Origin of the sequence: Pirellulimonas nuda, from assembly GCF_007750855.1 — a bacterium.
Classification (GTDB): Bacteria; Planctomycetota; Planctomycetia; order Pirellulales; family Lacipirellulaceae; genus Pirellulimonas; species Pirellulimonas nuda.
Map to the genome: position 1 here is coordinate 5,404,275 of NZ_CP036291.1, position 26,459 is coordinate 5,430,733.

At 67.8% G+C, this 26,459-nt stretch carries 24 protein-coding genes and 2 pseudogenes; 11 read left to right on the forward strand and 15 right to left on the reverse strand.

Translation table 11 applies throughout. The features are described 5' to 3' along the window. Nucleotides 1-50 precede the first annotated feature (50 nt). From Pla175_RS21080 to bcp, 3 genes are all read right to left on the reverse strand, one after another. Nucleotides 51-527, reverse strand: coding sequence for a hypothetical protein (locus tag Pla175_RS21080; RefSeq protein WP_145290195.1), 477 nt, complete (start codon nt 525-527; stop codon nt 51-53). Between the two features lie 210 nt (nt 528-737). Next, nucleotides 738-1,145, reverse strand: a complete 408-nt coding sequence (locus tag Pla175_RS21085; protein ID WP_145290197.1) for a hypothetical protein — start codon at nt 1,143-1,145, stop codon at nt 738-740. A 164-nt stretch (nt 1,146-1,309) separates the two neighbouring features. Next, on the reverse strand, nt 1,310-1,783 hold the full coding sequence (gene bcp / locus Pla175_RS21090) for a thioredoxin-dependent thiol peroxidase (RefSeq protein WP_145290199.1): 474 nt from the start codon (nt 1,781-1,783) through the stop codon (nt 1,310-1,312). 188 nt (nt 1,784-1,971) lie between these two features. Between bcp and rsfS the strand changes: the two genes are divergently transcribed. Then, nucleotides 1,972-2,394: a ribosome silencing factor gene (rsfS, locus tag Pla175_RS21095; RefSeq protein WP_315851499.1), complete on the forward strand. Its 423-nt coding sequence runs from the start codon at nt 1,972-1,974 to the stop codon at nt 2,392-2,394. A 76-nt stretch (nt 2,395-2,470) separates the two neighbouring features. Further along, nucleotides 2,471-4,426 (forward strand): arginine--tRNA ligase, encoded by a 1,956-nt coding sequence (gene argS, locus Pla175_RS21100; protein ID WP_145290201.1) that lies wholly within the window; start codon nt 2,471-2,473, stop codon nt 4,424-4,426. A gap of 40 nt (nt 4,427-4,466) precedes the next feature. Here argS and Pla175_RS21105 read toward each other — a convergent pair whose 3' ends face one another. The 3 genes and pseudogenes from Pla175_RS21105 to topA all read right to left on the reverse strand — a co-directional run. Continuing rightward, the gene (locus Pla175_RS21105; RefSeq protein ID WP_145290206.1) at nt 4,467-5,129 is read right to left on the reverse strand and encodes a DUF4405 domain-containing protein; all 663 of its coding nucleotides are present in this window, start codon (nt 5,127-5,129) and stop codon (nt 4,467-4,469) included. A 77-nt stretch (nt 5,130-5,206) separates the two neighbouring features. Further along, a pseudogene (locus Pla175_RS27285) lies at nt 5,207-5,296 on the reverse strand (histone H1-like protein); the annotation flags it as partial. Nucleotides 5,297-5,323: 27 nt separating this feature from the next. Further along, nucleotides 5,324-7,924: pseudogene (gene topA, locus Pla175_RS21110) on the reverse strand (type I DNA topoisomerase); the annotation flags it as partial. Nucleotides 7,925-8,398: 474 nt separating this feature from the next. On the opposite strand from topA, the gene Pla175_RS21115 reads away from it, so the two are divergent. Beyond that, nucleotides 8,399-11,029: a hypothetical protein gene (locus Pla175_RS21115; protein WP_145290224.1), complete on the forward strand. Its 2,631-nt coding sequence runs from the start codon at nt 8,399-8,401 to the stop codon at nt 11,027-11,029. 91 nt (nt 11,030-11,120) lie between these two features. Here Pla175_RS21115 and glgB read toward each other — a convergent pair whose 3' ends face one another. Then, nucleotides 11,121-13,379 carry a 1,4-alpha-glucan branching protein GlgB gene (gene glgB, locus Pla175_RS21120; RefSeq protein WP_145290229.1) on the reverse strand — a complete coding sequence of 753 codons (2,259 nt, stop codon included), beginning with the start codon at nt 13,377-13,379 and terminating at the stop codon, nt 11,121-11,123. 50 nt (nt 13,380-13,429) lie between these two features. Beyond that, nucleotides 13,430-14,026, reverse strand: coding sequence for an RNase H family protein (locus Pla175_RS21125; RefSeq protein ID WP_145290233.1), 597 nt, complete (start codon nt 14,024-14,026; stop codon nt 13,430-13,432). Between the two features lie 429 nt (nt 14,027-14,455). Here Pla175_RS21125 and Pla175_RS21130 point away from each other — a divergent pair, with 429 nt between their 5' ends. Further along, nucleotides 14,456-14,899 carry a hypothetical protein gene (locus Pla175_RS21130; RefSeq protein WP_145290236.1) on the forward strand — a complete coding sequence of 148 codons (444 nt, stop codon included), beginning with the start codon at nt 14,456-14,458 and terminating at the stop codon, nt 14,897-14,899. Nucleotides 14,900-14,942: 43 nt separating this feature from the next. Here Pla175_RS21130 and Pla175_RS21135 read toward each other — a convergent pair whose 3' ends face one another. The 3 genes from Pla175_RS21135 to Pla175_RS21145 form a co-directional block, all read right to left on the reverse strand. Beyond that, nucleotides 14,943-16,274: an HD domain-containing protein gene (locus Pla175_RS21135; RefSeq protein ID WP_197527035.1), complete on the reverse strand. Its 1,332-nt coding sequence runs from the start codon at nt 16,272-16,274 to the stop codon at nt 14,943-14,945. A gap of 159 nt (nt 16,275-16,433) precedes the next feature. Next, a complete protein-coding gene (locus tag Pla175_RS21140) occupies nt 16,434-17,144 on the reverse strand; it encodes a hypothetical protein (RefSeq protein ID WP_145290239.1) in 711 nt (236 codons plus the stop codon). 177 nt (nt 17,145-17,321) lie between these two features. After that, nucleotides 17,322-17,813 carry an acetolactate synthase gene (locus Pla175_RS21145; RefSeq protein WP_145290241.1) on the reverse strand — a complete coding sequence of 164 codons (492 nt, stop codon included), beginning with the start codon at nt 17,811-17,813 and terminating at the stop codon, nt 17,322-17,324. 189 nt (nt 17,814-18,002) lie between these two features. Here Pla175_RS21145 and Pla175_RS21150 point away from each other — a divergent pair, with 189 nt between their 5' ends. After that, nucleotides 18,003-18,392 carry an acyl-CoA thioesterase gene (locus Pla175_RS21150; protein ID WP_261342790.1) on the forward strand — a complete coding sequence of 130 codons (390 nt, stop codon included), beginning with the start codon at nt 18,003-18,005 and terminating at the stop codon, nt 18,390-18,392. A gap of 10 nt (nt 18,393-18,402) precedes the next feature. After that, the gene (locus Pla175_RS21155) at nt 18,403-18,978 is read left to right on the forward strand and encodes a DJ-1/PfpI family protein (RefSeq protein WP_145290245.1); all 576 of its coding nucleotides are present in this window, start codon (nt 18,403-18,405) and stop codon (nt 18,976-18,978) included. Here the strand turns inward: Pla175_RS21155 and Pla175_RS21160 are convergent. Next, on the reverse strand, nt 18,975-19,454 hold the full coding sequence (locus Pla175_RS21160) for an MgtC/SapB family protein (protein ID WP_197527036.1): 480 nt from the start codon (nt 19,452-19,454) through the stop codon (nt 18,975-18,977). The genes Pla175_RS21155 and Pla175_RS21160 overlap by 4 nt on opposite strands. A gap of 317 nt (nt 19,455-19,771) precedes the next feature. Here Pla175_RS21160 and rpsP point away from each other — a divergent pair, with 317 nt between their 5' ends. The 5 genes from rpsP (at nt 19,772) to Pla175_RS21185 (ending at nt 23,337) form a co-directional block, all read left to right on the forward strand. Then, entirely contained in the window at nt 19,772-20,257 is a 486-nt protein-coding gene (gene rpsP / locus Pla175_RS21165) for a 30S ribosomal protein S16 (protein WP_231954006.1), read from the forward strand. Nucleotides 20,258-20,338: 81 nt separating this feature from the next. Next, entirely contained in the window at nt 20,339-21,094 is a 756-nt protein-coding gene (gene trmD / locus Pla175_RS21170) for a tRNA (guanosine(37)-N1)-methyltransferase TrmD (protein WP_145292231.1), read from the forward strand. Beyond that, nucleotides 21,091-21,462, forward strand: a complete 372-nt coding sequence (gene rplS, locus Pla175_RS21175) for a 50S ribosomal protein L19 (RefSeq protein WP_145290251.1) — start codon at nt 21,091-21,093, stop codon at nt 21,460-21,462. The genes trmD and rplS overlap by 4 nt, the downstream gene beginning before the upstream one ends. Next, nucleotides 21,459-21,902: a YraN family protein gene (locus Pla175_RS21180; protein ID WP_231954007.1), complete on the forward strand. Its 444-nt coding sequence runs from the start codon at nt 21,459-21,461 to the stop codon at nt 21,900-21,902. Before rplS ends, Pla175_RS21180 begins: the two co-directional genes overlap by 4 nt. A gap of 196 nt (nt 21,903-22,098) precedes the next feature. Next, entirely contained in the window at nt 22,099-23,337 is a 1,239-nt protein-coding gene (locus Pla175_RS21185; protein WP_145290255.1) for a DUF1444 family protein, read from the forward strand. Between the two features lie 94 nt (nt 23,338-23,431). Here the strand turns inward: Pla175_RS21185 and Pla175_RS21190 are convergent, their stop codons facing one another. From Pla175_RS21190 to rpmG, 3 genes are all read right to left on the reverse strand, one after another. After that, entirely contained in the window at nt 23,432-23,929 is a 498-nt protein-coding gene (locus tag Pla175_RS21190; RefSeq protein ID WP_197527037.1) for a putative molybdenum carrier protein, read from the reverse strand. Then, nucleotides 23,926-25,683, reverse strand: a complete 1,758-nt coding sequence (gene recJ, locus Pla175_RS21195; RefSeq protein WP_145290258.1) for a single-stranded-DNA-specific exonuclease RecJ — start codon at nt 25,681-25,683, stop codon at nt 23,926-23,928. The genes Pla175_RS21190 and recJ overlap by 4 nt, the downstream gene beginning before the upstream one ends. Nucleotides 25,684-25,840: 157 nt before the next feature. Next, nucleotides 25,841-26,017, reverse strand: coding sequence for a 50S ribosomal protein L33 (gene rpmG, locus Pla175_RS21200; RefSeq protein WP_145290261.1), 177 nt, complete (start codon nt 26,015-26,017; stop codon nt 25,841-25,843). Nucleotides 26,018-26,459: the final 442 nt, after the last annotated feature.

Below are 26,459 nucleotides of genomic sequence, written 5' to 3' on the forward strand. Positions count from 1 at the left end.
AGGGGCTCCGGCGGCCGACGCCGACGGCTCGCCTAGTGGGGGGCGTGGCGCTAGCCGGCGCGGGCCGGCGCGACGCGGTCCGGCAGCAGCCGGCGGACGTGGGCGCCGTACTCGTAGCGGCCCTGGGTGGTGAACCGGCGCCAGGCGATCTCTACCTCGACCGTCATCCGGCCGAGCAGGGCGTCTTCCAACCGCAGCACCGCCCGCCGGCAACGCAGCAGGTCGGAGTGGGAGAAGCCGATGCCGCGACGCGACAAGTTGCGTCCCACGACGATCATGGCCTCTTGCTCGGAAGGGTTTCCATCGGCGTCGAGGGGGGTGAGCACAAGCGGCAGAGGCATTGCGTAGCGTTCTGCGCAGCGGCGGTCGACGTCGCCCGGCGGGCGGAGCCGGCCCAGCAGCCTTTCCATCGCGTCGGCGAGTTGCTGCTTGCCGTCGACGGCCGGGGCGGCCTGGCCCGGCTTGGGCGACGCGGCGCCGAGTTGGGCGGCCAAAAGCAGCTGCGGCCGAACCGAAGTTGGCGCCATGCGGATCTCCATCAATGAGGCGGGGACGGCGGCCCGGGGCTGGGCACAGCGGAAGAGGAGGGGGCACGGCACTAGCCGCTGCCTACGGGAAGAATAGCTCGCGCCGCGGCCGCAGGGCGGACCGGCGTTGCAAGAATCGGTCGCGCGAGGCAGGCGCAAACCATCACGACCCGCAGAGGCGGACGGGTCGCGTTTGGGTGGCGCAGCCGTCTAGAAGTGGGCGGCCCAAGCCAGGAACAGCCCGACGACGGCCAGCACGGCCGACGCGGAGAGCAACTGCCAAACCAGCCGATACGCCTTGCGCTGCTGGGCGGGCGACAGCGGGCTGGGGCGGCGGTGCGGTTGCAGCCGCCTGACCGGGGGCGCCGCGATGGCCGCGGCGGCCACCCTACGGTATGCCTGCGAGTGCGTCGGGCCGGCGTGCCAGTAGCCGGGGAGGTCGCGTCCTTCTGCCGGGGAGATCGCCTCGTGGAACGTCTCGGTCGCGGGGCGGAGCGCCTCGGCAATCTGACTGCACGACGGGCAGGCCTCAAGGTGGGCCTGCACGAGGGTGTCGGTCGGATGGCCGGTAGGGAACGGCCCCCGGGTCAGCGCGAAAAACACGCGATCGCAGTCCATGGCAGCGCAGCGGAAAAGAACCTTGGGGTCCGGCAACTCTACAGCATAGCGATTAGGGGGAATTTGACGCCAGATGGGAACAGGAAAAAATCTGCGGAAAGATCTGCCGTGTGCGGGTCGGTGGGGCTTAGTCCGCCGGAAGTTTGCTCCTTCGGTAGCATTGATCAGGGCAATTCTTTCAGGGCCTCGAGCACCTTTTCGTCGTGCCCATCGACGCTAACGCGTTTCCAGAGCTTGGCGACCTTGCCCTGGGAATCGATCAAGAACGTGCTGCGTTGGATCCCCATCGACTTCTTGCCGTACATGTTCTTTTCCCGCCAGGCGCCGTATTTTTCGGCGGCTTTGTGGTCGAGGTCGACCAGCAGCGGGAAGTTGAGGCTGTATTTGTCGCGGAATTTGGCGTGGCTGGCGGCGTCGTCGGGGCTCACGCCCAGCACTTTGGCGCCCAGCTTCTTCAGCGCTTCGCTCTGGTCGCGGAACGCGCAGGCCTGGCGGGTGCAGCCCGGGGTGTCGTCCTTGGGATAGAAATAAAGCACGACCGGGCCGCCTTTGAGGTCGCCCAGGCGAACCTTCGACCCGTCGTCTGCGGTCATGGTGAAAGCCGGGGCGCGATCGCCCTCTTCTACCCACTCGCCCATCGGAACCCCTGTTTTGTTGAGGATTTGCAGAATCTCCGGCCGCAATCCGCCGGGTAGACGATTGTAGCGCCCCGGCCGACCATCGACAGGCGGGGGTATTGGCGCCAAAAATGCAGGTCAAGAAGCAGCGTATTCCGAGGTCGTTCTTTCCGGCACCCGAAAGTAGAATAAAACACAGCGCCAAACTCATGTCCGAACTCATGATGGAGCCGCCCATCGCCGCCCCGCTTACCGTTTCGCAAGAATCTGCCGAGAGGAGCCTGCAATTGGCCCTCTCCGCCGCCCGCACCGCGGAAGACAACCGTGGTGAGGACGTGGTCATCCTCGACATGCGAGAGATCACGCCGGTCTTCGACTACTTCGTGATCGCTACCGGCAACAGCCGCCGGCAATTGCACGCGATCAGCGAGGAGATCGACCACACCCTGGAAGACGACCTGGGTGACCGCCGGATGGGGATCGAAGGCTACTCCGAAAGCCGCTGGATCCTGCTGGACTACGGCAACGTGGTGGTGCACATGTTCGACGAAGAGACCCGCGCCTTCTACTCGCTAGAAGAGCTGTGGGCCGACGCGCCGAAGGTGCCGCTGCCGTGGCACGAAGCGTCGTAGTGGATCAACCGCCTCGCGGGTGGCCGGGCGACGCCCAGCGCTTGCCGCGGGGGCTGCTTGCGGGCATCTTCTGGGAATGAATGTTCTCTCTGAACTGCGCGGCCGGTTTGCCGCGGCGCTCGCCGGCCTGACGGACGACCCCACCGATCTGCTTGCCCTGGTGCTCCCTAGCCAGGGGCCCAAGTTCGGCGACTACCAGGCCAATTGCGCCATGCCGCTGGCGAAGCGGATCGGCCGCCCGCCGCGCGAGGTGGCCGAGGAGATCATCTCCAAGGTGGATGTAGGGGACCTGTGCGAGGCGCCCGAAGTCGCCGGGCCCGGGTTCGTGAACCTGCGGCTACGCGACGACTGGGTAGCGGCGCAGACCCAGCGCCTGCTGGCCGACGAGCGCCTTGGGGTGGTTCCCACCGAGGCGCCGCGGACGCTGGTGATCGACTTCTCGTCTCCCAACGTCGCCAAGCCGATGCACGTGGGGCACATCCGCTCGACGGTGATCGGCGACGCCCTGGTGCGGGTGCTGCGAGAGCTGGGCCACACGGCCATCAGCGACAACCACATCGGCGACTGGGGGACCCAGTTCGGCATGATCTTGTATGGCGTGAAGCACCTAGCGGACGCCGATCGGCTGGCCGCGCGGCCGGTAGACGAGCTCGGCCGGCTCTACAAGCTGGTCAGCCGGCTGGCCGGCTACCAGGAGGCGAAGCGCGCGCTGCCGGACGCCCAGCGGGCCGCCGAGCGCGCCAAGCAGCGGGTCGACGCCCTCTCGAGCCGCACGATGCCCCTCAACAAGGACGAGCAGAAGAAAGAAGCCAAGGCCGCGCGCGACGCGGAGCAGCAGTACGCTGCGCAGCGCGAGACACTCGAGGGGCTGCAGAAGCGCATCGAGGGGGTCGAGGCAGAGCCCGAACTCCAGAAGCTGGCCGACGCCCACCCCAAGATCGGCAAGCGTGCGCTCGAAGAAACCGCCAAGCTCCACTCCGGCGACGCCGAGAACGTGGCGCTCTGGAAGCAGTACCTGCCGGCGTGCCTGGAAGAGCTGAACGCTACCTACGGCCGGCTGAACGTGACGTTCGACCACACGCTGGGCGAGAGCTTCTACCACGACGCGTTGGCCGGCGTGGTAGACGACCTCAAAGCCAAGGGGATCGCCACCCAGAGCGACGGCGCCGTGTGCGTGTTCATCGACGGGCAGGACGCGCCGATGATCGTGCAGAAGCAGGACGGCGCCTTCCTGTACGCCACCACCGACCTGGCGACCATCCAGCACCGGCTGAAGACCTGGCAGCCCGACGCGATCGTGTACGTGGTGGATCACCGCCAGTCGCTGCACTTCGAGCAGTTGTTCGCCGCGGCCCGCAAATGGGGCGTCGACGACGTCGAGCTGACGCACGTGGCGTTCGGCACCGTGCTGGACGAAGACGGCAAGCCCTACAAGACGCGCAGCGGGTCGGCCGTGGGGCTGATGGGGCTGCTGGACGAGGCGGTAGAGCGGGCCCGCGCGATCGCGGACCAGAGCCCGGCGCTAGAAACAGACGACCAGCGCGCCGCGGCGGCCGAGCGTATCGGCATCGGCGCCATCAAGTACGCCGACCTGGCCCACAACCGCACCAGCGACTACGTGTTCAGCTACGACAAGATGCTCGCCATGCAGGGCAACACGGCCGCGTACCTGCAGTACAGCTACGCCCGCGTGCGCGGCATCTTCGACCGCGGCGGGGTCGACCCGGCAGCGCTCCGGAAGCAGTCGCCCGCGATCCTGCTCGGACACCCGGCCGAGCGCGCCCTCGCGATGGCGCTGCTGCGTTTCCCGGAGGCGCTGGAGCGCGTGGCGGCCGACTACCGCCCCAATCACCTCACGTCGTACCTGTTCGAGCTGGCGAGCCGGTACTCGGAGTTCTTCGAGCACTGCCCGGTGCTCAAGGCAGACGACCCGGCGAGCCGCGACAGCCGCTTGGCGCTGTGCGACCTCACGGCCCGGGTGCTCCAGCGCGGTCTGGGGCTGCTGGGGATCCAGGCGGTGGAGCGGATGTGACGCACCGCCACGGGCGGTGGACGGCGGCGTCACACCGCCCCTAGTCGCCCCGCTCCGTGTCACCCGGCTCCGATTGCTCCGGATTGGCGCCCCCCCGCAATGACTCGGCTCGCTCGATCGCAGCGCGGAGCTCGGTCATCTCCATCCCCAGGTGCTGCCGCAGCGGGCCGATCCGGTCCGATGGCTCGAGCACGCCGTTCACGCCGAGTTCTTGCGCGAGCATCGCGGGGGTGACGCCGGTCGCGGCCTGCAGTTCGCCGAGCGTCGTCCGCCCGCTGAGCAGCGGAGCGTCGCCCGCCTCGTGGTCGGCTCTGACTGCGCCCCGATCGGCGACCTCGACATCGCCGGGCGCTTGCGAGCGGATCGTGGCGGTGAACGGCGTCGCGAGCGCCAGCAGGACCGCCACGGCGAGTGCCGACGCGATCCCAAGCCGCAGCCGCCGGTGGTCCTTAGGTTTGCCCCCGACGACGCAGACGACCCACTTCCAGTGCAGCGCCAGGTGCACCCCTACAGTCGCCAGCATCGCCATCGCGACCCAAAAGTGCAGGGCGCCCCAGGCGTGGCGGTCGAGCCCCCAGAGCGTGAGCCAGTGCCCAGATCCGGCCGGCAGCAAGGCGTGGATCAGCAGGCCGGTCGAGGCGAGAAACGCAAACTCCACGGCGGCTAGCGCGTCGACACAAAAGTTGAGCCAGGTACGTGTCATCGAACGATCCTCCGACAGCAATCGTTGCTGGAAGGATCGACGCGTCTACGTGGCAAACGGTCGCGGGCGCGGCCGCGTTACTCCGGCGACTTCTTAGCGGCCTTCTTCTTGGCGGTCTTCTTCTTCGCCGGCGCTTTCTTTGCGGCCTTTTTGGCGGCTTTCTTCTTGGGCGCCTTTTTCTTTTTCGAGCCCCCCGCCGCGGCGCGGTCGGCCAGCAGGTTGAGCGCGTCTTGGAAGGTCAGCTCCTCGGGCTTCACCCCCTTGGGGAGCGAGGCGTTGGTTTCGCCGTCGGTCACATACGGGCCGTAGCGGCCGTCGAGCATCTGAATCTTTTGCTCGGTGACGGGCGATGGGGCGTCGAAGACCTTGATCGGCTCCTTGGGCGCGCCGCGGCCACGGCCGCGTTGCTTGGGCTGGTTCAATAGCTCGATCGCTTGCTCGAGCGTCACGTCGAGCGGCGACAGGTCGGCCGGCAGGCTGCGGGTTTCTTCACCACACTTGAGGTAGGGGCCAAAGCGGCCGTTCTGGGCGACGATCTTCGCTTCGAGCTTCGGATGATCCCCGAGGTTGCGTGGCAGCGATAGCAGCCGCAGCGCGGTGGCGAAGTCGATCTCTTCGACCGTCATCCCCTTGAGCAGCGACGCGTTCTTGGGCTTCTCTTCTCCCTCGGTGGCGCCCCGCTGCACGTACGGTCCGAACCGGCCGACCTTGATGTACACCGGCTGGCTCGTCTCGGGGCAGATCCCCAGCGGTTCCTCGGCGCGGTCGGCCTGGGCCAGCAGGTCGAGGGCAAATTTCAGTTGCACCTCGTCCGGCGGGGTCTCTTCGGGGAGGCTCGCGGTGCGCTCCCCCTTCTCCACAAACGGGCTGTAGCGGCCGACGCGTACGAACACCTCCTCGCCGTCTTCTGCCTTGCCGAGGCTGATGCGGCTGATGGTGCGGGCGTCGATCTCGTCGATCTTGTTCTCGAGCTGCTGCTTCAGCCCGGGACGCGCGGGCCCGCCGTTTGCCGAACCCGACTTATCGCCGCCGAAGTAGAAGTCGCTGAGGTAGTCGACATACTTGCGTTCGCCGCGGCTGATGGCGTCGAGGTCGTCCTCCATCTGGGCGGTGAACTGGTAGTCGACCAGCCCGCCGAGGTGGTCCTCCAGCAGCTTGACCACCGAGAAGGCGACCCACGTGGGGACGAGCGCGCCCCCCTTCTTGAACACGTAGTTGCGGGCCAGGATCGTGTCGATGATCGACGCGTAGGTGCTCGGCCGGCCGATGCCGCGTTCTTCCAGCGCCTTGGTCAGGGCCGCTTCGCTGAACCGGCTAGGGGGCTGCGTGGAGTGTTCTTTGGGGTCGAGCTCAACACACTTGAGCGCCTCCCCCTCGACCACGCTCGGCAAGATCTTCTCTTGGTCGGCCAGTTCTGCGTCGGGGTCGTCCGAGCCCTCAACGTAGGCCCGCAGGTACCCGGGGAAGTCGATCGTCTTGCCGCTCACCGAGAACGCGCACCCTTCTCCCTCGATCGTGATGCTGATCCGCCGCCCGCGGGCGTCTTCCATCTGACTGGCGATGGTCCGCTTCCAGATCATGTCGAACAGCTTCGCCTCGTCGCTCCCCAGCTTGCTGGTCATCTCTTCCAGCAGCGGGAAGGGGTGGCCGGCGGGGCGGATCGCTTCGTGGGCCTCTTGGGCGTTCTTTACCTTGCCGGTGTAGGTGCGCGGCTGCGAGGGGAGGAATTTTTCCCCGTACTGTTCCTTGACCAGCGAGCGGGCGTCCTCGATGGCGACCGCCGCCAGGTTGGTCGAGTCGGTTCGCATGTAGGTGATGTGGCCGTTCTCGTACAGGCTTTGGGCGGCCTGCATGGTGCGGCGGGCGGTCATGCCGAGCTTGCGGTTGGCCTCCTGCTGCAGCGTGCTGGTAGTGAACGGTGCGTACGGCTTCGACGTGTAGGGTTTCTCTTCCACCTTGGTGACGCGGAAATCGCCGCTGCGGATCTTGGCCGCCAGGGCGCGGGCGGCGTCGCCGTCCATCTGCAGCAGCCGCTCGTCCTTGAGCTTGCCGGTGGAGGGGTCGAAGTCCTTGCCCAACGGGATCCGCCGCCCCTCGACCGTGTTGAGCACGGCGTCGAGCCGCTGGCCGTCCTGCTTGGCGAAGCCGGCGATCAGGTCCCACCAGGTGGCGCTGACAAACGCCATGCGTTCGCGCTCGCGTTCTACGATCAACCGCACCGCTACGCTCTGCACCCGGCCGGCCGAGAGCTTGGGACGCACCTTCCGCCACAGCAGCGGAGAGACCTCGTACCCGTACAGGCGGTCGAGGATCCGGCGGGTTTCTTGGGCGCGGACAAGCCCGTCGTCCACCTGACGCGGCGACTCGAGCGCCTTCTGGATGGCGTCTTTGGTGATCTCGTGGAACACGAGCCGGTGGACCGGCACCTTGGGCTTGAGGATCTCAAGCAGGTGCCAACTAATGGCCTCCCCTTCGCGGTCTTCGTCGGTCGCCAGGTAGAGCGTGTCGGCCTCTTTGAGCTTGCTCTTGAGCAGGTTGATCTGCTTGGTCTTGCCGGGGGGCACCACGTAGATCGGGGCAAAGCCCTCGTTCACGTTCACCCCCAGATTGCTCCACGACTCTCCCTTGTACTTGGCCGGAATCTGGGCGGCGCCCTGCGGCAAGTCGCGGACGTGGCCCACCGAGGCCTCCACGGTGAAGCCCGGGCCCAGGTACTTGCCGATCGTCCGCGCCTTGGCGGGCGATTCGACAATGACCAGGGCGTGGCCGCCGGCGGAAGCGTTTTTCTTTGCCATAGGTATCTAGTGGTCGCGCTGGGCCGGCGTTTCGAAGGGGAACGTCAGGATGGAGGGAGCTAGGGGGATACTTTGTCGTGGCTTCGAGATGTCAAGCGGCAATATGCGGGGGGCACGGCTACACTGAGGCCGGGCTGCTGTAGTTCCGACTAGAAACTTTCCGTCCATCAAATGGGTTCTCACTCGCTCTGAAACCACGTCGGAGCCGCCCAGAACCCATCCCCTCTCTCCTTCTTATCCCCACCTCTCCCTTCTGGTTGTGTGCCGGCGCACTGTCCGGTAAGCCTGATTGGGATTGCGTTTACGTCGATTGGCCATAGAATCGGGGGCTTTTCCGGAACCCGCCGTTCTCGCGGATCGCCCGGCCGTCGACGATAGTGCTCTGCCGGTAGGGATTTAGGCCCCTCCCGACAGGCTGTCAAGCCGGTCAAGCTTCCGCCTTCGGTTCATCACCATCGGTCGAGACCTCCCGTTATGGCGACGCCATTCACGTTTTTTCGCAAGTACACCGGCTGGATGATGGCGGTGCTGTGCGTGATGCTGATGTTCGCGTTTGTAGTCGGCGATCCGATTATGAACCGCCTGCAAGGGGAGGGCGGCCCCGGGACCGGCAGCCGCAAGACGGCTGTCACCTGGAAAGGGGGGAGCCTGACCGAGGGCGACCTCTCGACCCTGATCGCCAAACGGGCCAGCCTGATGCGTTTCATGGGCGGGATCGAGTACACGGGGCGGTCCGCCGCCGAACGCGAGGGCGCCGGCGGGCTCCCGCCACGCGTCCGCTTCATGCCGCTGCCCACCTCGCGAGATCAAGGCGTAGAGGCCGACGTTGTGCGGATGAAGGTGGTCGCGGACGCGGCCCGCAAGGCAGGCATGGTCATCGGCGACGGGGCCGTGCTGGACTACCTGGCCGGGCTGGGACGCGACCGCGTGACCCCGCAAGAGATCTCCGACATCGCCAAGCAGGTGGGCCGCGACGCCGGGCCGCTGGCCTCGCTGAACAACCTGCTGGAGGGGGTCCGTGAGATGCTGCTGGTACGCAGCTTCCTCGGCAGCCTGACCTTCGAGCAGATCACCGTCACGCCGCAGCAGCGGTACGCGTTCTGGGAGAAGCTGAACGACCGGATGGCGGTTGAGGCGGCCCCCATCGCCGCCGAGAGCCTAGTGGCCAAAGTCGCCGATCCGACCGACGCCGAGCTCAGGAAGTATTTTGACGCGCACAAAGATTTCGACCCGCAGCCGGTCCGCGTGATGGGGGTCGAGCTCCCCTCGCCCGACCCGGGCTTCGCCGTGCCGCGCAGGTTTGAGCTGCAATACCTGCAAGCCAGCTACGACGATTTCGTCGCCAAGGCGGCCGAAGAGGTCACCGACGAGCAGATCGCCCAGTACTACGAAGCGAACAAGGAGCAGTTCGTCAAAACCAGCACCGACCTGTTCGGCGAAGACGACGCAGCAGACGGCCCGGCCACAGACAGCCCGGAGATGGGCGACGGAGCCGGGTCAGAGACGCCAGAAGAGCCGGCGGAAGACGCCAAAGAAGACGGAGAGAAAGCAGCCGAGGCCGACAAGCCCGCCACCGATGAGCCTGCCAGTGAGGAAGCGGACAGCGAGGGACCCGGCAGTGACGAGCCGGCCGGCGACGACGCGCCCGAGCAGGAGTCGCCCACCAGCGACGCGGCCGACGAAGAGTCGCCCGCCGAATCCATGGAAAGCGACGGGGACACGGACGCCGAAACCCCGGCCGAATCGGAGTCCGAGGCAGACGAGGCAGCCGAAGCCGAGCCGGAGGCGACCCCCGAGAAGCCGAGCGAGCCAGCAGAGAGCCCGCAGCCCGAGGGAGAGCCGCAGTCGGCCCGCCCGAGCCGCTCGCCGTTCCGCCTCGCGGCGTACCAGCCCGAGGAGACCGCGGCCGACGATCCGGCGCCCGATGCCCAGGACGCCCCCGCCGCGGACGAAGAGCCCGCTGCCGAGGGCGAGGACGGCGAGGACCAACCAGCGGCCGACAAGACGGAAGCAGACAAGCCTGAGGCCGACCTCTTCGACGGCCTAACCGATGGGATGGAGACCGAGCCCTCCCAGGACGCCAAGCCGGCCGACGAGACGGCCGCCCCCGAGAAGCCGAAGCAGTACGAGCCGCTCGAGGACGTCCGCGAGGAGATCCGCCAGATGCTGGCCCGCGACCAGGCCCCGGTGAAGATGATGGAGGTCATCGAGCCGATCCAAGCCAAGCTGAAGGCGACCTACAACGACTACTTCTCAAAGGTGCTAGACGCCGAAGACGCCGGCCAGACCGTGCCGGAACCCCCGGCCGAGCTGCTCGACCTGACCCAGGTCGCCAAAGAGGCGGGCCTGACGTTCGAGAAGGTCGAGCCGGTGACCGTGCTGGAGCTGTTCGACAAGCCGGTCGGCAAGGCGCTGGACCTCAACGCGGGGGACGACACGCCGCTGGCGGCGCGGATGGCCGCGAAGCGCGGGATGTACCTCTACGACCCCATGGTGGCGATCGGCAACACGATGTCGGGCAGCGACATCTACATCGTGATGAAGCTGGCCGAGACCGAGCGTAAGGTCCCCGAACTCGACGAGGTGCGGGACCGCGTGGTGCAGGAGTGGAAGCTGTCCAAGGCGGCCGACCTGGCGCTGGCCGAAGCCAAGAAGCTGGCCGGCGACGCCTCGCCCTCCGGCGTGCCTCTGGTTGAGTTCTTCGCCAATGAGCCCGAGATCAAGGTCGAGACCTCCGAGCCCTTCACGTGGCTGGAGCTCGGCTACGTCGACCCGATGTCGGGCAACGCGGTGGTGAGGCTCTCGCAGCCCAAGCCGCTAGAAGGGGTTGGCCCCGACTTTATGGAAGCGGTCGCCGGCCTCGAGGTGGGTGAGACCACAGCGGCGCTCAACCACGACCGTTCCATCGCCTACGTGGTGCGGATGTCGGAGAAGCTCGAGAGCGAAGACTCGCTCCGCAGCGCGTTCCTCAAAGACGCCCGCATGTACGCCGGCCTGCCGAACCTGATCCGCCAGCAAATGGGCGAAGTCAGCGGCGCGGTGCTCGACTCGTTCGACATCGACTGGAAGCGCGACCCGGACGCGCTAGCGCCCAGCGAGGAGTAGAGGGTCAAGCAATGCGACCGCCAGTAGCCGCCGACGTAAGGTCGGCGGCTACTGGAACATCGCGTGCTTCCTGCCCAAACTCTGCGATGCGTTAGCGGCGCGGCTTGAGCACCACCACGCCCAGCGGCGGCAGGGTGACGTAGATCGACGCGGGCCGCCCGTGGCTCTCGATCGGCTCGGCCTGGATGCCGCCGCCGTTGCCGACGTCGCCCCCGCCGAAGTATGCCGAGTCGCTGTTGCTGATCTCTTCGTACCAGACCGCTTCGGGGACCCCGAGGTGGTAGTCTTCACGCACCACGGGGGTGAAGTTGCAGCAGACGATCACGTAGTCCTGCGGGTCTTTTCCTTTGCGGATGTAGCAGAGGATGCTGTCGCGGTAGTTGTGGCAGTCGACCCACTCGAAGCCCTCGGCGTCGAAGTCCACCTCGTACAGCGCCGGCTCCGACTGGTAGAGGTGGTTGAGGTGGGCGACGTACTTCTGCATCCCCTGGTGGCTCTCCCACTCTAGCAGGTGCCACTGCAGCGACTCGTCGTAGTTCCACTCGTGCCACTGGCCGAACTCGCCCCCCATGAACATCAGCTTCTTGCCGGGGTGGGTCCACTGGTACCCGTACAGCAGCCGCAGGTTGGCGAACTTCTGCCACAGGTCGCCCGGCATCTGGTCGAGCATGGAGCCCTTGCCGTGCACCACCTCGTCGTGGCTGAACGGCAGGCAGAAGTTCTCCGTGAACGCGTAGATCAGCGAGAACGTCAGCTCGTCGTGGTGGTACTGCCGGTGGATGGGCTCGTGGCGGAAGTAGCGGAGGGTGTCGTTCATCCACCCCATGTTCCACTTCAGGCTGAAGCCCAGCCCGCCTAGGTAGGTGGGGCGTGACACGCCGCCCCAGGCGGTCGACTCTTCCGCGATGGTCAGCACGCCCGGGTACTGCAGGTGGACCTCTTCGTTGAACTTCTTGACGAAGTCGATGGCCTCGAGGTTCTCACGCCCGCCGTACTTGTTGGGGATCCAGTCCCCCCCCTCACGGCTGTAGTCGAGGTACAGCATCGAAGCCACCGCGTCGACCCGCAGCCCGTCGATGTGGTACTTGTCGAGCCAGAACAACGCGTTGGAGAGCAGGAAGTTGGTGACCTCGTTGCGGCCGTAGTTGAAGATCATCGTCCCCCAGTCGGGGTGCTCCCCCTGACGCGGGTCGGCGTGCTCGTACAGCGCAGAGCCGTCGAACTGCCGCAGGCCGTGGTCGTCCTTGGGGAAGTGCGCGGGGACCCAGTCGATGAACACGCCGATGCCGGCCTGGTGCAGCGCGTCGACGAACGCCATCAGGTCTTCGGGCCGGCCGTAGCGGCTGGTCGCGGCGAAGTATCCGACGGTCTGGTAGCCCCAACTGCCGGTGAAGGGGTGCTCGCTGACGGGCATCAGCTCGACGTGCGTGAAGCCCATCTTGTGGCAGTACTCGATCAACTGCGGGGCGATCTCGCTGTAGCTGAGCCAGCGCGACGGCTCGCCGGGGTCGCGGCGCCAGCTCCCCAGGTGGAGCTCGTAGATCGACATCGGCGCGTCGAGGCCGTTGCGTTGCTCACGCTCGGCCGCCCAGCGGTCGTCCTGCCACTGGTGGGTCGAGAGGTCGGTGACGATGTTGGCCGTGCGCGGGGGCACCTCGGCCGCGAAGCCGTAGGGGTCGCACTTCTCAACGAGGCGTCCCCCCAGCTGCTTCACGGCGAACTTGTACTTGGTGCCGGCGGTGAGCTCCGGGAGGAAGAGCTCCCAGATCCCGCTGGGGATCTGCTTACGCATCGGGTGGAGCTTGGCGTTCCAGCCGTTGAAGTCGCCGACGACGCTGACCCCCTCGGCGTTCGGCGCCCAGACGGCGAAGTTCACACCCTTCACGCCGTCGATCTCGCGGAGGTGCGCGCCCAGGCGCTCGTAGCTCTGCCAGTGCGTCCCCTCACCCAGCAGGTGGTAGTCGTACTCGGTGAGCAGGGGGGTAAACGCGTAGGGGTCGTGTTTGGTCATTTCGCCGCCGTGTTTGTCATGGATGCAAAACTGGTAGCCGGCGCAGCGTCCCTGCCCACGCGTCGCCCTGGGGCGATCGGCACGCCCCGGGACGCCTCTATCTTGGGCATCGATCACCGCCTCATACAACCCGGCCGGGTGGATCTTACGCATCGGACGCCGCAAACCGCTCGCCTCGTCCACCACCCAAACCCGCTCCGCGTCCGGCAGCAGGGCCCGCACCGCGGTCGCCTCGCGGCCGGCCTCGGTCACCCGGTGCGGCCCCAGCACGTCAAATGGGTTCTCGTGCCGGCCTTCGAGCAACGGGCCGATCGAATCTAGGGCGATTTGCGTACGCACAGCGGGGTTTCCTCGGGTTCGGGGGTCGGTAGCGATAACGCCGGCAATCGCTAGCTGGCAGCGACCAACGGGTGATGGGCGGCGTCTCGGGGCGCCGAGAGCCGTACGCTGTGCCCGCGGCGGCCGCGGACGATCATCACAGCGGGTTCGCGGAACGAGTCGGGCGCCACGGCGTGCGACCGGTCGAACCGCAGCCGCCGCTGGCTGGGGACGGGCCGGGCCACCTCGCCCGTTTCTTCCTCCGCCGGCGCCGTGGCGATCGCTGCGCCACGGTGCTCGACCTGGTGGATCTCGAGCGCCCGGTCGACCCGCCGCCACAGGTCGTGGTCGCGCACCAGCACCAGCCGGCCGAACCGCTCCCACTTCCAACGCGCCGCCCGCCAGGCGGCCACACCGCCGTCGAGCCCGCGACGGACGTAGTCGCTGCCGGACACCAGCGCCACACGCGACGGCTGGGCGAGCGCCTCCAGCCCCCGCACCACGGCCCACAGCTCGAGCCGCTGGCCCTCTGCGTCTGGCTCGTGGTCGCTGGCGGCCAGCGTCTGGCCCGAGTCGATCGAGTGCAGCACGAACCGCCAACGGGCGGCCCCGACGCTATCCACGAGCGTCTCGCACAACAGCAGGTGTCTGGGGAAATCGGCGTCCACGCGGCCCTCGTTCGGCGTTGTCTAACCCTGGCGCTCCGGCGCCGTCAGACTCAAGCCCTCCGTGCTAGCTGGATTGATCGGAACGGGCCCCTGGGTCGCTGCATGCTGTCACCCAGACGGAATGGATTCCGTAGTTCCGCGCGCCGTCACTTCCGCGCAAGCCTGCGCCAGTAGTCGTGGTCCGCGCCTACGTCATTGTCGACCGGCGGGTTGGGCGGGCGAGAAAAACATGGCGGCCCGGCGCGCCGCTAGAACGGGACCCACCGGCCCGACCGCTGCAACGCGTTGCGGCGGACCCAACCAACTTTGCCGTCATCGCCGGCAGCGGGCCCGTCGACGCCCGGCCGCAACCTACCCTTTTCCAAGACTCGACCGTCCGCCGGAACGGACGCCCTCGGGCCGGCACCCGCTTTTGAGAGGCGAGACGACATGCGATTCGCGATCTACCTGATGCGCCGCGGCGTGATCAATACCGACCAGTTCGCCCGTGCCGTCGAGGCCCAGCACGACGAGCAGGCCCCGTTGGGTCAGCTCGCGATCGAAGAAGGGATGCTCACCGTCCGCGAGGTGTTCAAGGTGCTCCGCACCCAGAGTGACCTGCCGCACGACCGCTTCGGCGACACGGCCGTGGAGATGGGGCTGCTGTCTCAGCGGCAGGTGATCGACCTGCTGATGCTGCAGGGCGCCCGCCGCAGGCCGATGAGCGAGCTGCTGGTCGACCTAGAGATCCTCACGCCGGCCCAGGTCAACCGCGAGATGCAGGCGTTCCGGCGAGGCCAGGAACGCGGCGGCGCCGCCGCCCGGCGCGTGATGGTAGAGAACGCCATGCAGCACGTCGCAGAGCGGGCGTGCGAGCCCGCTGCCACGCTCTAGCGTGCACGACGAGGGCGGCCCGAGATCGTACCCCGAGTGCCTGCTACGTCCGGTCGATCGCCTCGGCCAGCAGGTCCGGCAGGTTCTTGAGCCGGCGTAGGTCTTCCGCTACCCGCGGGTGGACGAACAGCCGGACCCGTTTGACGTAGTCGTCGAACTGCTCACGGGCCAGCGTGCGGACCACGGGCGAGACTTCTCCCAACCGGCGGTAGCACCGCTCTTTGGGGTAGTAGACGTCGATGTCGAACTCCACCTCCAGCTCTACCGGCGGCGAGTCGAACAGCACCTCGTGCGGCGCCACGATCCGCCCCAGCCGCGTGCTGGCGACCGAGGCGAACTGCTCCGCGCACCGCGCCAGCCACGGGTAGGGCTTCCGCGCCAGCCGGCCGTACAGCTCCGGCTGCTCGAACAGGCTGTACTGGGCGAGCCGCTTGTAGAGCACGCGCGTCGGCCCAAACAGGCCATCCAGCAGCTCCGCCGCGGGCCCGTCCCCCGCGGCGGTCGTCATGGCGTCGATCATCGTCTGCTCGCTCATGCGGAACAGCGCGTCGAGGTCGAGCCCCTTGTGCAGCAAGTAGAACGCCCGCTGCAGCATCGCCGTGGCCGAGCGCACTGTGTGGTGCCAGTACACCTCGCTGAACATCACGTAGCGGGCGAACACCATCATCTCTGCGGCGGTCTTCCCCTTCTCGGTGATGGCGATGCCGTCCCCCGCCTGGTTCACACACAGGCTCATCACCAGCCGCGCCTCGTCGAAGTTCCTCCCGTAGGGGACCCCCGCGTGCAGGCTGTCGCGCATCAGGTAGTCGATCTTGTCGACATCGATCGGCCCCGAGAGGATCGTCTGCAGCAGCCGGCTCTTGCGGTCGGTCGGCTTGCCGGAGAGCAGCGTCACCAGGTCGCGTGGGTTCACCCCCCAGTCGTCCCGCAGCGTGTCGGCCACCTCGCCCTCCAGCAGGAAGCTGTTGGCGAAGTGCTCGTGCTCGGGGGTTTTCGGCAGGCGGATATCTTCGATCGGGTGGCAGAAGGGCCAGTGCCCCAGGTCGTGCAGCAGCGCCGCCGCCAGCAGCAGCTCGGCGTCGGCGGGCCCCACCAGCGCGGCGAATCGCTCGTCCGCCCCCAGCCGCGACAAGAAGCCGAGCGCCACGCGGTAGACCCCCAGCGAGTGCTCGTAGCGCGTGTGCCGCGCGGCAGGGTAGACCAGGCTCACCAGGCCAAGCTGGCTGATCTTGGCCAACCGGCGGAACTCCGGCGTGTCGACCAACGCCCGAACCCGTGGCGTGATGGGCACATCGATCCCCGGCGGGAGACGGATCATCCCCTCGGGGGCAAGCAGTCCGGCGATCTCTGGGACAGAAGTAAGCAAATCGCCCACTGGGGACCGCGTAAAGAGAACCAAAAACCGGGGCAGCCAACAGCCGACGGGCTCCGCCCCGTCGAAGCATTGGCCATCAGCCCAAACTCAATTCCATCAACCACCAACACACGCCGACCTTAGGTCGGCAGCTACCGGGCGCTCCGCACGCGTACGCCCTTAGGTTACGTCGCCCCCAAAAAACCCCGGGAGCACCGTCAACCCAGCCACGAACCGCAGGGCCACGGTGATCACGAAGAACATCAAGCAGTGCAGCAGCCCCACGGTAGGCTCTAGATCCAGCGAGGCAAAAGCCGCCAGCGTGCCGATGCCGACCGCGGCGGCCGCGGGCACGAGGATCTGCCAGATCTCGAGCCCCTTGGTCTGCCACTCTGGGTTGATCTGTCCCGCGATCAAGCAGTAAACGCCCCACAGCGCCGCGTACGCAAGGCCGCACACGATGCAGCGGATCCACAACTCCTTGCCCACAAACGGCTCGAGCTCGGCGTCGCGCAGAAAGGTGTACCCCCCCCAGGCCGACAGCGGCCCCACGACCGCCGCAAACGCCAACAGCACGGCCGGGTTCTGTTGCAGCGCCGGGCTAAAACGCAGCACCAGGGCGCCCAGCAGGATCAGCAGCGCGGCGCCCGCCACGCCCGCGGCGACCAGCGGCTGGAACTTGGTGTCCTTGCGCTTCGTGGTTTTCAGGACCGACCGCCCCTTGGCGTCCTTGGGCGCGTCGCCGACGGGGGCGTGGATCACCAACTCGTCTTCGAGCTTGGGGATCGTGATCTTCCCCTTGCACTTGGGGCACGGCCCCTCCTTGCCGGCGTACTTCTCCGCTACAGCAAACCGGGTCAGGCACTTGGGGCAGGTAACTTGGATCGGCATCGCTATGGCTTGCGAGGGGAAGGAAATTAACCACCAAGGGCACGAAGACGCACAAAGGACGGACGCAAGGCAAGGGGCTCTGAGCAGTGAGGAATCGACGGAGAGAGCACGATCTTGCGAACGTACGGTCCTTCCGTCCGTCTTTCGTCCTTGGCGCCCTTCGTGGTTCGCCGTCCGTCATTCCAACTGCTTCAGCTCGTCTTCGTTGATCGTGTGGAAGCCCTTGGATTCGAGCGTTTCCAGCGCGTGCTCGATGTTGTCCACCATCAACGCCACGGCCGGGCGGCTCGCGGGACGCACCAGCAGGGGGTAGACCTGCGTGATGTTGATCTCTGCGGCCAAAAGCGCCGTGCAGACCTGCAGCAGCGGCTGCGGCCGGTCCGGCAGTTCGACGCCGATCAGGTCGGACTCTACGATCGCCAGGCCGGCGCGTTCCAGGATCTCGCGGCCTGCTTCCGGGTCGCTCAGCAAGAACCGCACGAGCGCGCACTCGGTCGAGTCCGAGATCGTCAGCGCGACGATCCGCACGCTGCTCCCCTCGAACCGACGGACCATCTCCATGAGCTGGCCGACGCGGTTCTCGAGGAATACGGTGAACTGCCGGATGGTGGGGTAGTCACGCCCCCGCATGGTGGAGAAGTCGGTCCCCGCCCCCTCGCCAATACTCATGGAAGCCCCTTGGATTCGGTGCGCCTGTCGGCCGTAAAAATAAGCCATGCAACGGGTTATTGCAACAAAGGAGCGGCCGCCGCCAAGGCGATCCGCCGGACTAGGCCGCCGGAGTGACCCCGAAGTGCAGCATCGCCGAAGAACTCCGACGGCTCGCCTTCTCCCCTTGGGCCGCGTTAGGCTACGCAGATGAGCCGAGAACACGAGATCGAGTTCCGCGTGCGGTACTACGAAACCGACGCCCAGGGGGTGGTCCACCACGCCAACTACCTCAAGTACTTTGAGATGGCCCGCGTCGAGCAGCTTCTGGCCGCCGGGCACGATTACGCCGAGCTCGAGGCCTCCGGCGTGGTGCTGGTGGTGGCCAAAGCAAGCTGCCGGTACCTGCGGCCCAGCCGCTTTGGCGACGTGCTGCGGCTGGTGATCCGGACCGAGCGCGCCCGCGGCGCCCGTATCGATCACGTTTACCGCGTGCTCCGCGGCGACGAAGTAATCGCCGAGGGGGAGACCACCCTGGCCTGCGTCAATCGCGACGGCGAGCTGCAACGCCTGCCTGATTTTTTGACCATCAACGATTGAGCGAACCGGAATGCCCAAACGCGTGCTGATGATCGTCGGCGACTACGTCGAGGACTACGAAGTGATGGTCCCGTTCCAGATGCTCCAGCTCCTGGGGCACGAGCCGCACGCTGTCTGCCCCGACAAGGTGTCCGGCGACACCGTGGCGACCGCGATCCACGATTTCGAAGGGGACCAGACTTTCACCGAGAAGCCGGGGCACCGTTTCCGCCTGAACGGAGACTTCTCCGCAGCCAGCGAGACGCACTTCGACGCCCTGCTGATCCCCGGCGGGCGGTCGCCGGAGTACCTGCGGGTCGATCCCCGCGTGATCGAGCTGGTGCAGGGCTTTGCCCGCGCCGGCAAGCCGATCGCAGCCACCTGCCACGCGGCCCAGTTGCTGGCCGCGGCCGACGTGATCCGCGGGCGTCGGATGCAGGCCTACCCTGCGTGCCGCCCCGACGTAGAGCTGGCCGGCGGGCTGTGGGACGAGCCCTCGCCGGAGCTCGATAGCGCGTGCGTGGACGGCAACCTAGTCACGGCGCCCGCCTGGCCCGCCAACGCCGCCTGGGTGAAGGCGTTCGCCCGGGTGCTCGACGCCTGCTAGGAATCCGATTCCTCGCTCCGCTGGTGCGGCTCGTCCCGCCCGAGCTTGCTGAGCAGCCAGCGGAGCGGCCGCAAGAACAGCAGCACCACGATGGCCATCGCCGTTGAGGCGACGGCTAACGGAAGCTGCCCCAAACCGACCGCCGTTCCGACGGCCGCGGCAAGCCAGATGCTAGCCGCGGTGGTGAGCCCCATCACCTTGCGTTTGTGGTCGAGCTTGAGGATGGTGCCGGCGCCCAGGAAGCCGATGCCCGCGGCGACCCCCTGGATGACGCGGGTAATCTGCGCGGGCGACTCTTGGCAGAACGGCTGGGCGACGATTGAGAAGATCGCGGCACCCAGGGAAACCATCATGTGCGTCCGCACGCCGGCCCAGTGGCCGTCCAGCTCGCGCTCGGCCCCGATCACCCCGCCCAACGCCACGGCGACCGCGAGGCGGATGGATTGATCGGTGAAGGCGGCGAGGTCGAATTCCATCAGATAGCCATGGGTTTGGGGGGCCGGCCTCATTGTGGGTCCCCCCAGAGCGCCACCGCAATCGGGGGGGGGGCGGCCCGCCGGTGCATGCGAGACGGGCCGTCCACGGCCCCCTTGCCCAGCCCGCACGAGCAGCCTGCCGGGAAGCGCCGGGGGCGGGGACGACCCGGCCCGCACGCTTCCCGCGGGAACCCACCGCCCGTCCCGCCCTTGCCCTTTCCGGCCGCGATCCGCCATAATCCCGGATTGCACCGAAAACCCTTTGTCGGCCCCGGGCGGTTTTCCCGTGGCCCAGCGCCCTTTCAGGAGAGTGTTGCGTGGCTGTTCGTATCCGCATGAAGAAGATGGGGAAGAAGCACCGGCAGTTCTTCCGGATTTGCGCCGTCGACCGCCGCGCGCCGCGTGACGGCAAAGTGCTCGAGGAGCTGGGCACGTACGACCCGCACGTCGCGGAGACGGACGCCCGGACCATCCTCAAGACCGATCGCGTTGCCTACTGGCTAGGGGTTGGCGCCGAGCCGAGCGAGAAGGTGGCAGTGCTGATCAAGAAGTACGGGCCGGACGGCACGCACATCGAAGCCCAGAAGTCGGCGCTCGATCGGGTGGCGATGGCCCCCGAGATCCCGCACCCGGGCGAGCCGGCGTCGAAGCCCAAGAGTAAAGAAGAAGTCGCGGCCGAGCAGGCCGCTGCCGAGGCCCCGGCCGAAGCGGCTCCGGCAGAAGGCGCGGCCGAGCAAGCCTCGACCGAAGGCGAAGAAACCAAGCAAGCAGCGGAACAGCCCGCCGAGGCAGCGGCCGAGTAGGTCGGTCGTTTCGGGAGGGGAAGCCGCTCCGGCGGCCGACCACCGAAGCCTTGAACGGTTGAGGCATTAGTCGTGGCAGCCATGCGGTTCGACGTGCTGACCCTGTTCCCGGAGATGTTCCCCGGATACCTGGGGCAGAGCCTACTGAAGCTGGCGATCCAGCGCGGCATTGTGGAGACCGGACTCCACAACATCCGCGATTGGTCGCGGGACAAGCACCACGCCGTGGACGACCGCCCCTTCGGGGGAGGGCCCGGCATGCTGCTCAAGCCCGAACCGGTTGTTGAGTGCGTTGAGGAGGTCCGATCCCGCTGCTCGCCGGCCGGCCGGCTGATCCTGCTGACCCCACAAGGGAGGCGGTTTGATCAACGGCTGGCAGAAGAGTTCGCACTGTCGCAGCGGCTGATGCTGCTCTGCGGGCGGTACGAGGGGTTCGACCAACGGGTGATGGACCTGCTGGCGCCCGAAGAAGTGTCCGTCGGCGACTACGTGCTCAACGGGGGCGAGGTCGCCGCGATGGTGATTATCGACGCGGTGGTCCGGCTGATCCCCGGCGTGCTGGGGGATGAGCAGAGCAGCGTGGAGGACTCGTTCTCCCGCGGCAACCGGATGTTGGAGCACGCCCAGTACACAAGGCCGCGCGAGTACCGCGGCAGAAGCGTTCCAGAGGTGCTGCTCTCGGGAGACCACGAGCAGATCGCCCGGTGGCGGGAAGCAAGCCGGACCGAGCGGACCGAGTCCCGCCGCAGCGACCTGCTGAGCGCCGGACAAGCAGACTCGAAGACCCAAGCAGAGCCAAAGACCCAAGAGACCGATTCCCGGGGAACCAAGCCATGAATCAGCAGACCCTGTTGGCGGCCGTCGAGGCCGCGAGCCTGAAAGAAGAGAAGCCCGCGTTCGACGTCGGCGACACCGTTGACGTGCACACTCGGATCCTCGAAGGCAACAAAGAGCGGATCCAGGTGTTCAGCGGCGTCGTCATCGCCAAGAGCGGCGAGGGCGCCAAGGAGATGTTCACGGTCCGCCGGATCGTGAACAACGAGGGGGTCGAGCGCAAGTTCCCGATCCACTCCCCCAAGATCGCGATGGTCGACGTCAAGCGTCGCAGCCGCGTCCGCCGGGCGAAGCTCTACTTCCTCCGCGAACGCACCGGCAAGGCGGTTCGGCTGCGTGAGCGTAAGGACGAGAACTTCTCGAAGAAGTGACCCGACGCTGGGCCCCGCTGTGGGCCGCAGTCCGGCCTCCCTTCTGGCCCGAACGGGCGCTGCCGCTCGGCCCGCGGGGCGAACGCCACGCGGCCCGCATGCTGCGCAGGTCCGGCTACAAGATCGTCGCCGGGGGCGCCCGCTCGCGGTTCGGCGAGATCGACCTGATCGCCGTCCAGGGCCGCACGATCGTCTTCGTAGAAGTCAAAACGCGACGCACCACCCGCGCCGGCGACCCGGCCGACGCCGTCGGCGCCAGCAAGCAGCAGCGGATCGCCGCCTCGGCGCTGGCGTTCCTCAAGTCGCACGGGCTGCTCGAGCACGCGGCCCGGTTTGACGTGATCGCCATCGTGTGGCCGGCCGACGCGCGGCGGCCCGCCTCGGCCCGGCACTTCGAGAACGCTTTCTCACCGCCGGGCTTCGGGCAGTTCTTTTCTTGACGGACGGCTTACCGCCAAGGGCACGAAGAAACGCGAAGCCAAGACGAGCGTTCGTGAGACTCCCGTCCCGTCGGCAAGGTCGGTTTCCACTCCGGTTCTTGGTGGGCCTTCGCGTCCTTCGTGGGTGGCCTTTTGCATTTTCTGCCCCGCCGCCCCACAATCGGGCTACTCGCGACTCGCCGCCGGAGCACAGGGAATGGGATTGCTGGACAGGTTTCGCAAGCGTCTGACCCCCGACAGCTTCGCAGAGCTGCTCACCAAGCGGCTGCGGGCCGCCGGTGAACAGAGCGAGATCGTGTACGACGCCAAGACGTTCACGCTCCACCGCGGCGGGGTCGAAGCGATCACGTACCTCGGCAACATCTTCTCCGAGTACGAACGCGCAGACGCCGACCACCGCGAGCAGGTGCTGCGGACCTTCTTGGCGACCTGGTTCACCGCCCAGCTCGAGCTGCCTGCCGAGCTCGACGACGCCCGCCCCGACATCCTCGCCGCGGTCCGGACGCGGGCCTACTTCGAGGTGGGGGTGCCGCTGATGGCGCTATTGGCCGGCGGAGAGGCGCCCCCCAGCGACCAGATGGCGTACGCCGACATCGCCGGCTGCTTGGCGGTGACCCCCGTGTACGACCTGCCGACGTCGATCCGCCAACTCGACGCCCGCGACCTCGAGGCCTGGGGGGTGACGCTGTACGAGGCGCTGGAGATCGCGCGCATCAACCTCACCGAGACGACGCGTGAGTGCGCCAAGGCGGGCGACGTGTACGTGTTCGCCCACGGCGACAGCCACGACGCCGCGCGGATCTTGCTCACCGACCTGCTGGGATCGCTCGACGTCGAGGGAGAGACCATCGCGATGGCCCCCAACCGCGAGCTGCTGCTGGTGACCGGGAGCGAGAACGAAGAGGGGCTGAAGGACATGGCCGAGATGGCCCGCAAGTCGCTCGAGCACGAACGCGGCATCTCGGGGACCGCGTTGCGGTTGGAGCTGGGCGAGTGGGCTGTTTGGCTGCCGGACGCCTCCCACGCGGCGTACCCTGCCCTCTCGCTGCTGCACGCCCAAACGCTGGTGGGGGAGTACGAACAGCAGCGGGAGCTGTTGACGCTGCAGCAGCAACAACAGGGCGCCGACCGCTTGTTTGTTTCTTCGTTCAACGCCACGCAGGACCAGAAGACCGGCCGCGTGAACACCTACTGCATCTGGCCCGAAGGGATGCCGGCGTTGCTCCCGCGGACCGACCGGGTGGTGCTGTCGACCACAGGCCCGGACGGCAAGCCGTCCGGCATCGTCGCGGCCGCCGAGTGGGGACGCGTGGAGCAGGAAGTGGGCCTGCGGATGGCGCCCGTAGAAGCCTACCCAGAACGCTGGCGGGTCGAGAGCTTCCCCGGGCCCGAAGAGCTGGCGCGGATCGGCATGGCCGACTGGGCCGCGGGTTGAACGCTACGCGCCGATCGCCGCACGGGCCGTGCGCCGGCCGGCGCCGCCCAGTCTGAGAAGGGCCTGCTCGGGGCTGATCCTCATCGCAAAACTCTCACTGGGTTGATAGGGCGGCGCGGAGCACGCCATCGACAAACGCCTCGATCCCCGGCGCCTGCGAGGCCCGTGGGCCCGCGACGTTGAGCCTGCGCACTCGGTACGCGGTCAGGAAGCCGCGCAGCGCGGCGCCGCAGGCCGCTTCCCGATCGCCGGCGGCCTTGTCGCCGACGTCGCGCGGCAGGTGGAGCCACGGCTTGCCGAGCCGGCGGGCCAGCTCGATGGTGAGGCGCGTCCCGCCGATGACCCCCTCGGCCAGGCTGAACACCACGGTGGCGTCGCTGTCGCGGATGTTCCACTGGGTCCGCTGGCTGTACTCCCAGCCGGGCGTTTCACGCAGGCCGTAGCGGGGATCGATCGGGCCGTCCTCGGCCCGGCGGCCACGGGGCGCCCAGCCTCCGTGCGCCAGCCCCGCCGCCAGGGCGAAGTCGAGCGCCGCCCGGTCGGCGCCCGTCTGGCCGCCTGAGATGATCGTCAGGTCGGTCGCGGGGTTCACGCCTGGGTCCGCTCCGATTCCGCTACCCAGTCGCGTAGGTGCATCTCAACGGTCGCCCGCCCGCGGAAGCGGTTCAGCACGGGCCGGAACGCGATCGCCAGCGGCCCGCGGGCGGCGCGGAGCGGTTCTTCCCAGTCTCCCTGGCCGAACGCCACGCCGCGCAGACGCACCCCGTGCTGCTCGACCTCGAGCGACAAATGGCGCCCGGCGCCCCCGATGCGTCGCGGCTCCCCCACCAGACGCACGCCGGAGGTGCACAGCGTGGGCCGCTCGTTGCCGCAGCCGAACGGCGCGAGGCGTTCGATCTGCTTCAGGGTTTGGAACGTCAGCGCCGCGAGCGGCGTCTCGGCGTCGACGTCGAGCACGGGCGCCGCCGAGTCGCCGCCGAGTTCGGCGCGGACGAACTCGCAAAGCCGCTGCCGGAACGGGTCGATGTTGTCCGCCGAGATCCGCAGCCCCGCCGCCGCGGCGTGGCCGCCGTAGCCCTCCAGCAGATCGCTGCAGTGGGCCAGCGCCGCGTGCAGGTTGATGCCGGACGCAGAACGCCCCGAACCGACCGCCGGCTTGACCCCCAGCTCATCGAGCGACGCAAGGAAGACGGGCCGGTTGTGCGTCTCGGCCAGCTTGCCGGCCACGATGCCGATCACCCCCGGGTGCCAGTCGCGCCCCGCCAGCACCAGGGCCGACTCGTGCTGGGGGTCGAAGCGTTCGCGGATCTGCTTGCCTGCCGACAGCAGCACGCTGCGTTCGAGCGTCTGGCGCGTCTGGTTCAGCTCGTCGATGTAGGCCGCTAGCTCCGCGGCCCGCTGAGGGTCGGTAGTGGTGAGCAGCTCGACCCCCACCTCGGCCTGCCCGAGCCGACCGGCGGCGTTGAGCCGGGGTGCGATCGAGAACGCGATGTCTTCGGAATCGAGCATCGGATTCGCGGAGAGCCCGCACACCTTCTCCAACGCGCTGACTCCCGGCAGCGCGTGGCTGCGCAGCGCGGCCAGCCCGTGCCGCACCAGGATGCGGTTCTCGTCGACCAGCGGCACCACGTCCGCCACGGCGCCGATGGCGGCCAGCCCCACCGCTTGCAGCAGGAAGTTGCGCATCGCCTCGCCGACGCGTTTGGCGTCGCTGGCGCGTTGGCAGAGCGCCCAGGCCAGCTTGAAAGCCACCCCCGCGCCGCACAGGCCGTGGAACGGGTAGTCGCTGCCGGGCAGCGCCGGATGGACGATCGCGTCTGCGTCGGGCAGCCGCGCCGCGAACTGATGGTGGTCCGTGATGATGAGCGACAGGCCCAGCGCGCGGGCCTTGTCGGCCTCCGCCACCGCGGCCGCGCCGTTGTCGACCGTGATCACCATCTTGGCGCCCTCGGCCGCGAGGCGCACCAGCGCCTCGGAGTTGAGGCCGTAGCCCTCGTCCATCCGGTGGGGCACGTAGCAACGTGCCTCGGCCCCGAGGAGCCTGAGGCAGCGTAGCAAGATGGCCGAAGCGGTCATGCCGTCGGCGTCATAGTCTCCGAACACGACGATCGGGTCGCGTCGTGCGACGGCCGCCATGATCAGGTCGGCCGCTTGGGGGAGGCCCGGCAGGGTCTCGGGGTGGCGGATGCCGGTGAGCTTGGGCTGCAAGAACTCGCGGGCGACGCCGGGGTCGGCGATGCCGCGACGCAGCAGCAGTTGGGCGACCACCGTCGGAACGCCGGCGGCCCGCTCGAGGGCGGCGACGCGGCCGGCGTCGTGGACAGCAATCCGCCACGGGCCAGCCATCCTGCCTCCTCGGACATCCCAGTAACCACGCCGCGGCGCCAACACCCGTCCGGCGCGCGGAAGAAAGCCCGACGCGTCCAAGGAGCCGGACGCATGACAGCACTCCGCCGCGCGTCAGTACTCGGTCCCTCAGAAACAAGCGACGCCGCGGGGGGCGTTACTTCTTCTTTTCGATGTGGGTCGTGTGCTTGCGCAGGCGGGGGCTGTACTTGCTGAGCTTCAGCTTTTCACCGCCGCCTTTCCGCCGAACGGTGTAGTTGTAGTCACCGGTCTCCTCGCAAACGAGGAACACGGTCTCAACCTTCTTCTTTTTCTTGCCGCCACCTTTGGCCATGACAAACGCCCGCGCAACGGAGATTCGTGAGTCTTAAACGAAGCCCCGAATCCTAGTCGGGATCGGCCCGCGGGGGAAGTGGGGCGCCCCGAGGGGCGAAACGGCCCTTAAAAGCAGGGCGCCCCCGCCCGCAGGGGGGCGCCGGCAGCCCTGCGCCGCCCGGAGGCTCCGGGCCGCTGGTTGTTCCTGAGCCACCGAGCCTCCTCGCTGGAGGGGCCTTGGAATCCATCGCAGTAAGTGGGGCAGGCCCGTCGCTTGCCAGGGATGGGGGAAACCTCGCAGTGAGCAGACGGGACTGCCCCGAAGGCGCCGCCATGCGGATCGCCAACACGACTCAACGGACCGCCGGCGCAGCACACATAAAGCTGCGACGAGGGGACCTACGAAGGGTGGGCCGAGGACCGGATGGCCCTCGCTGGGGAGGAGCGACGGCAGCGGGCGG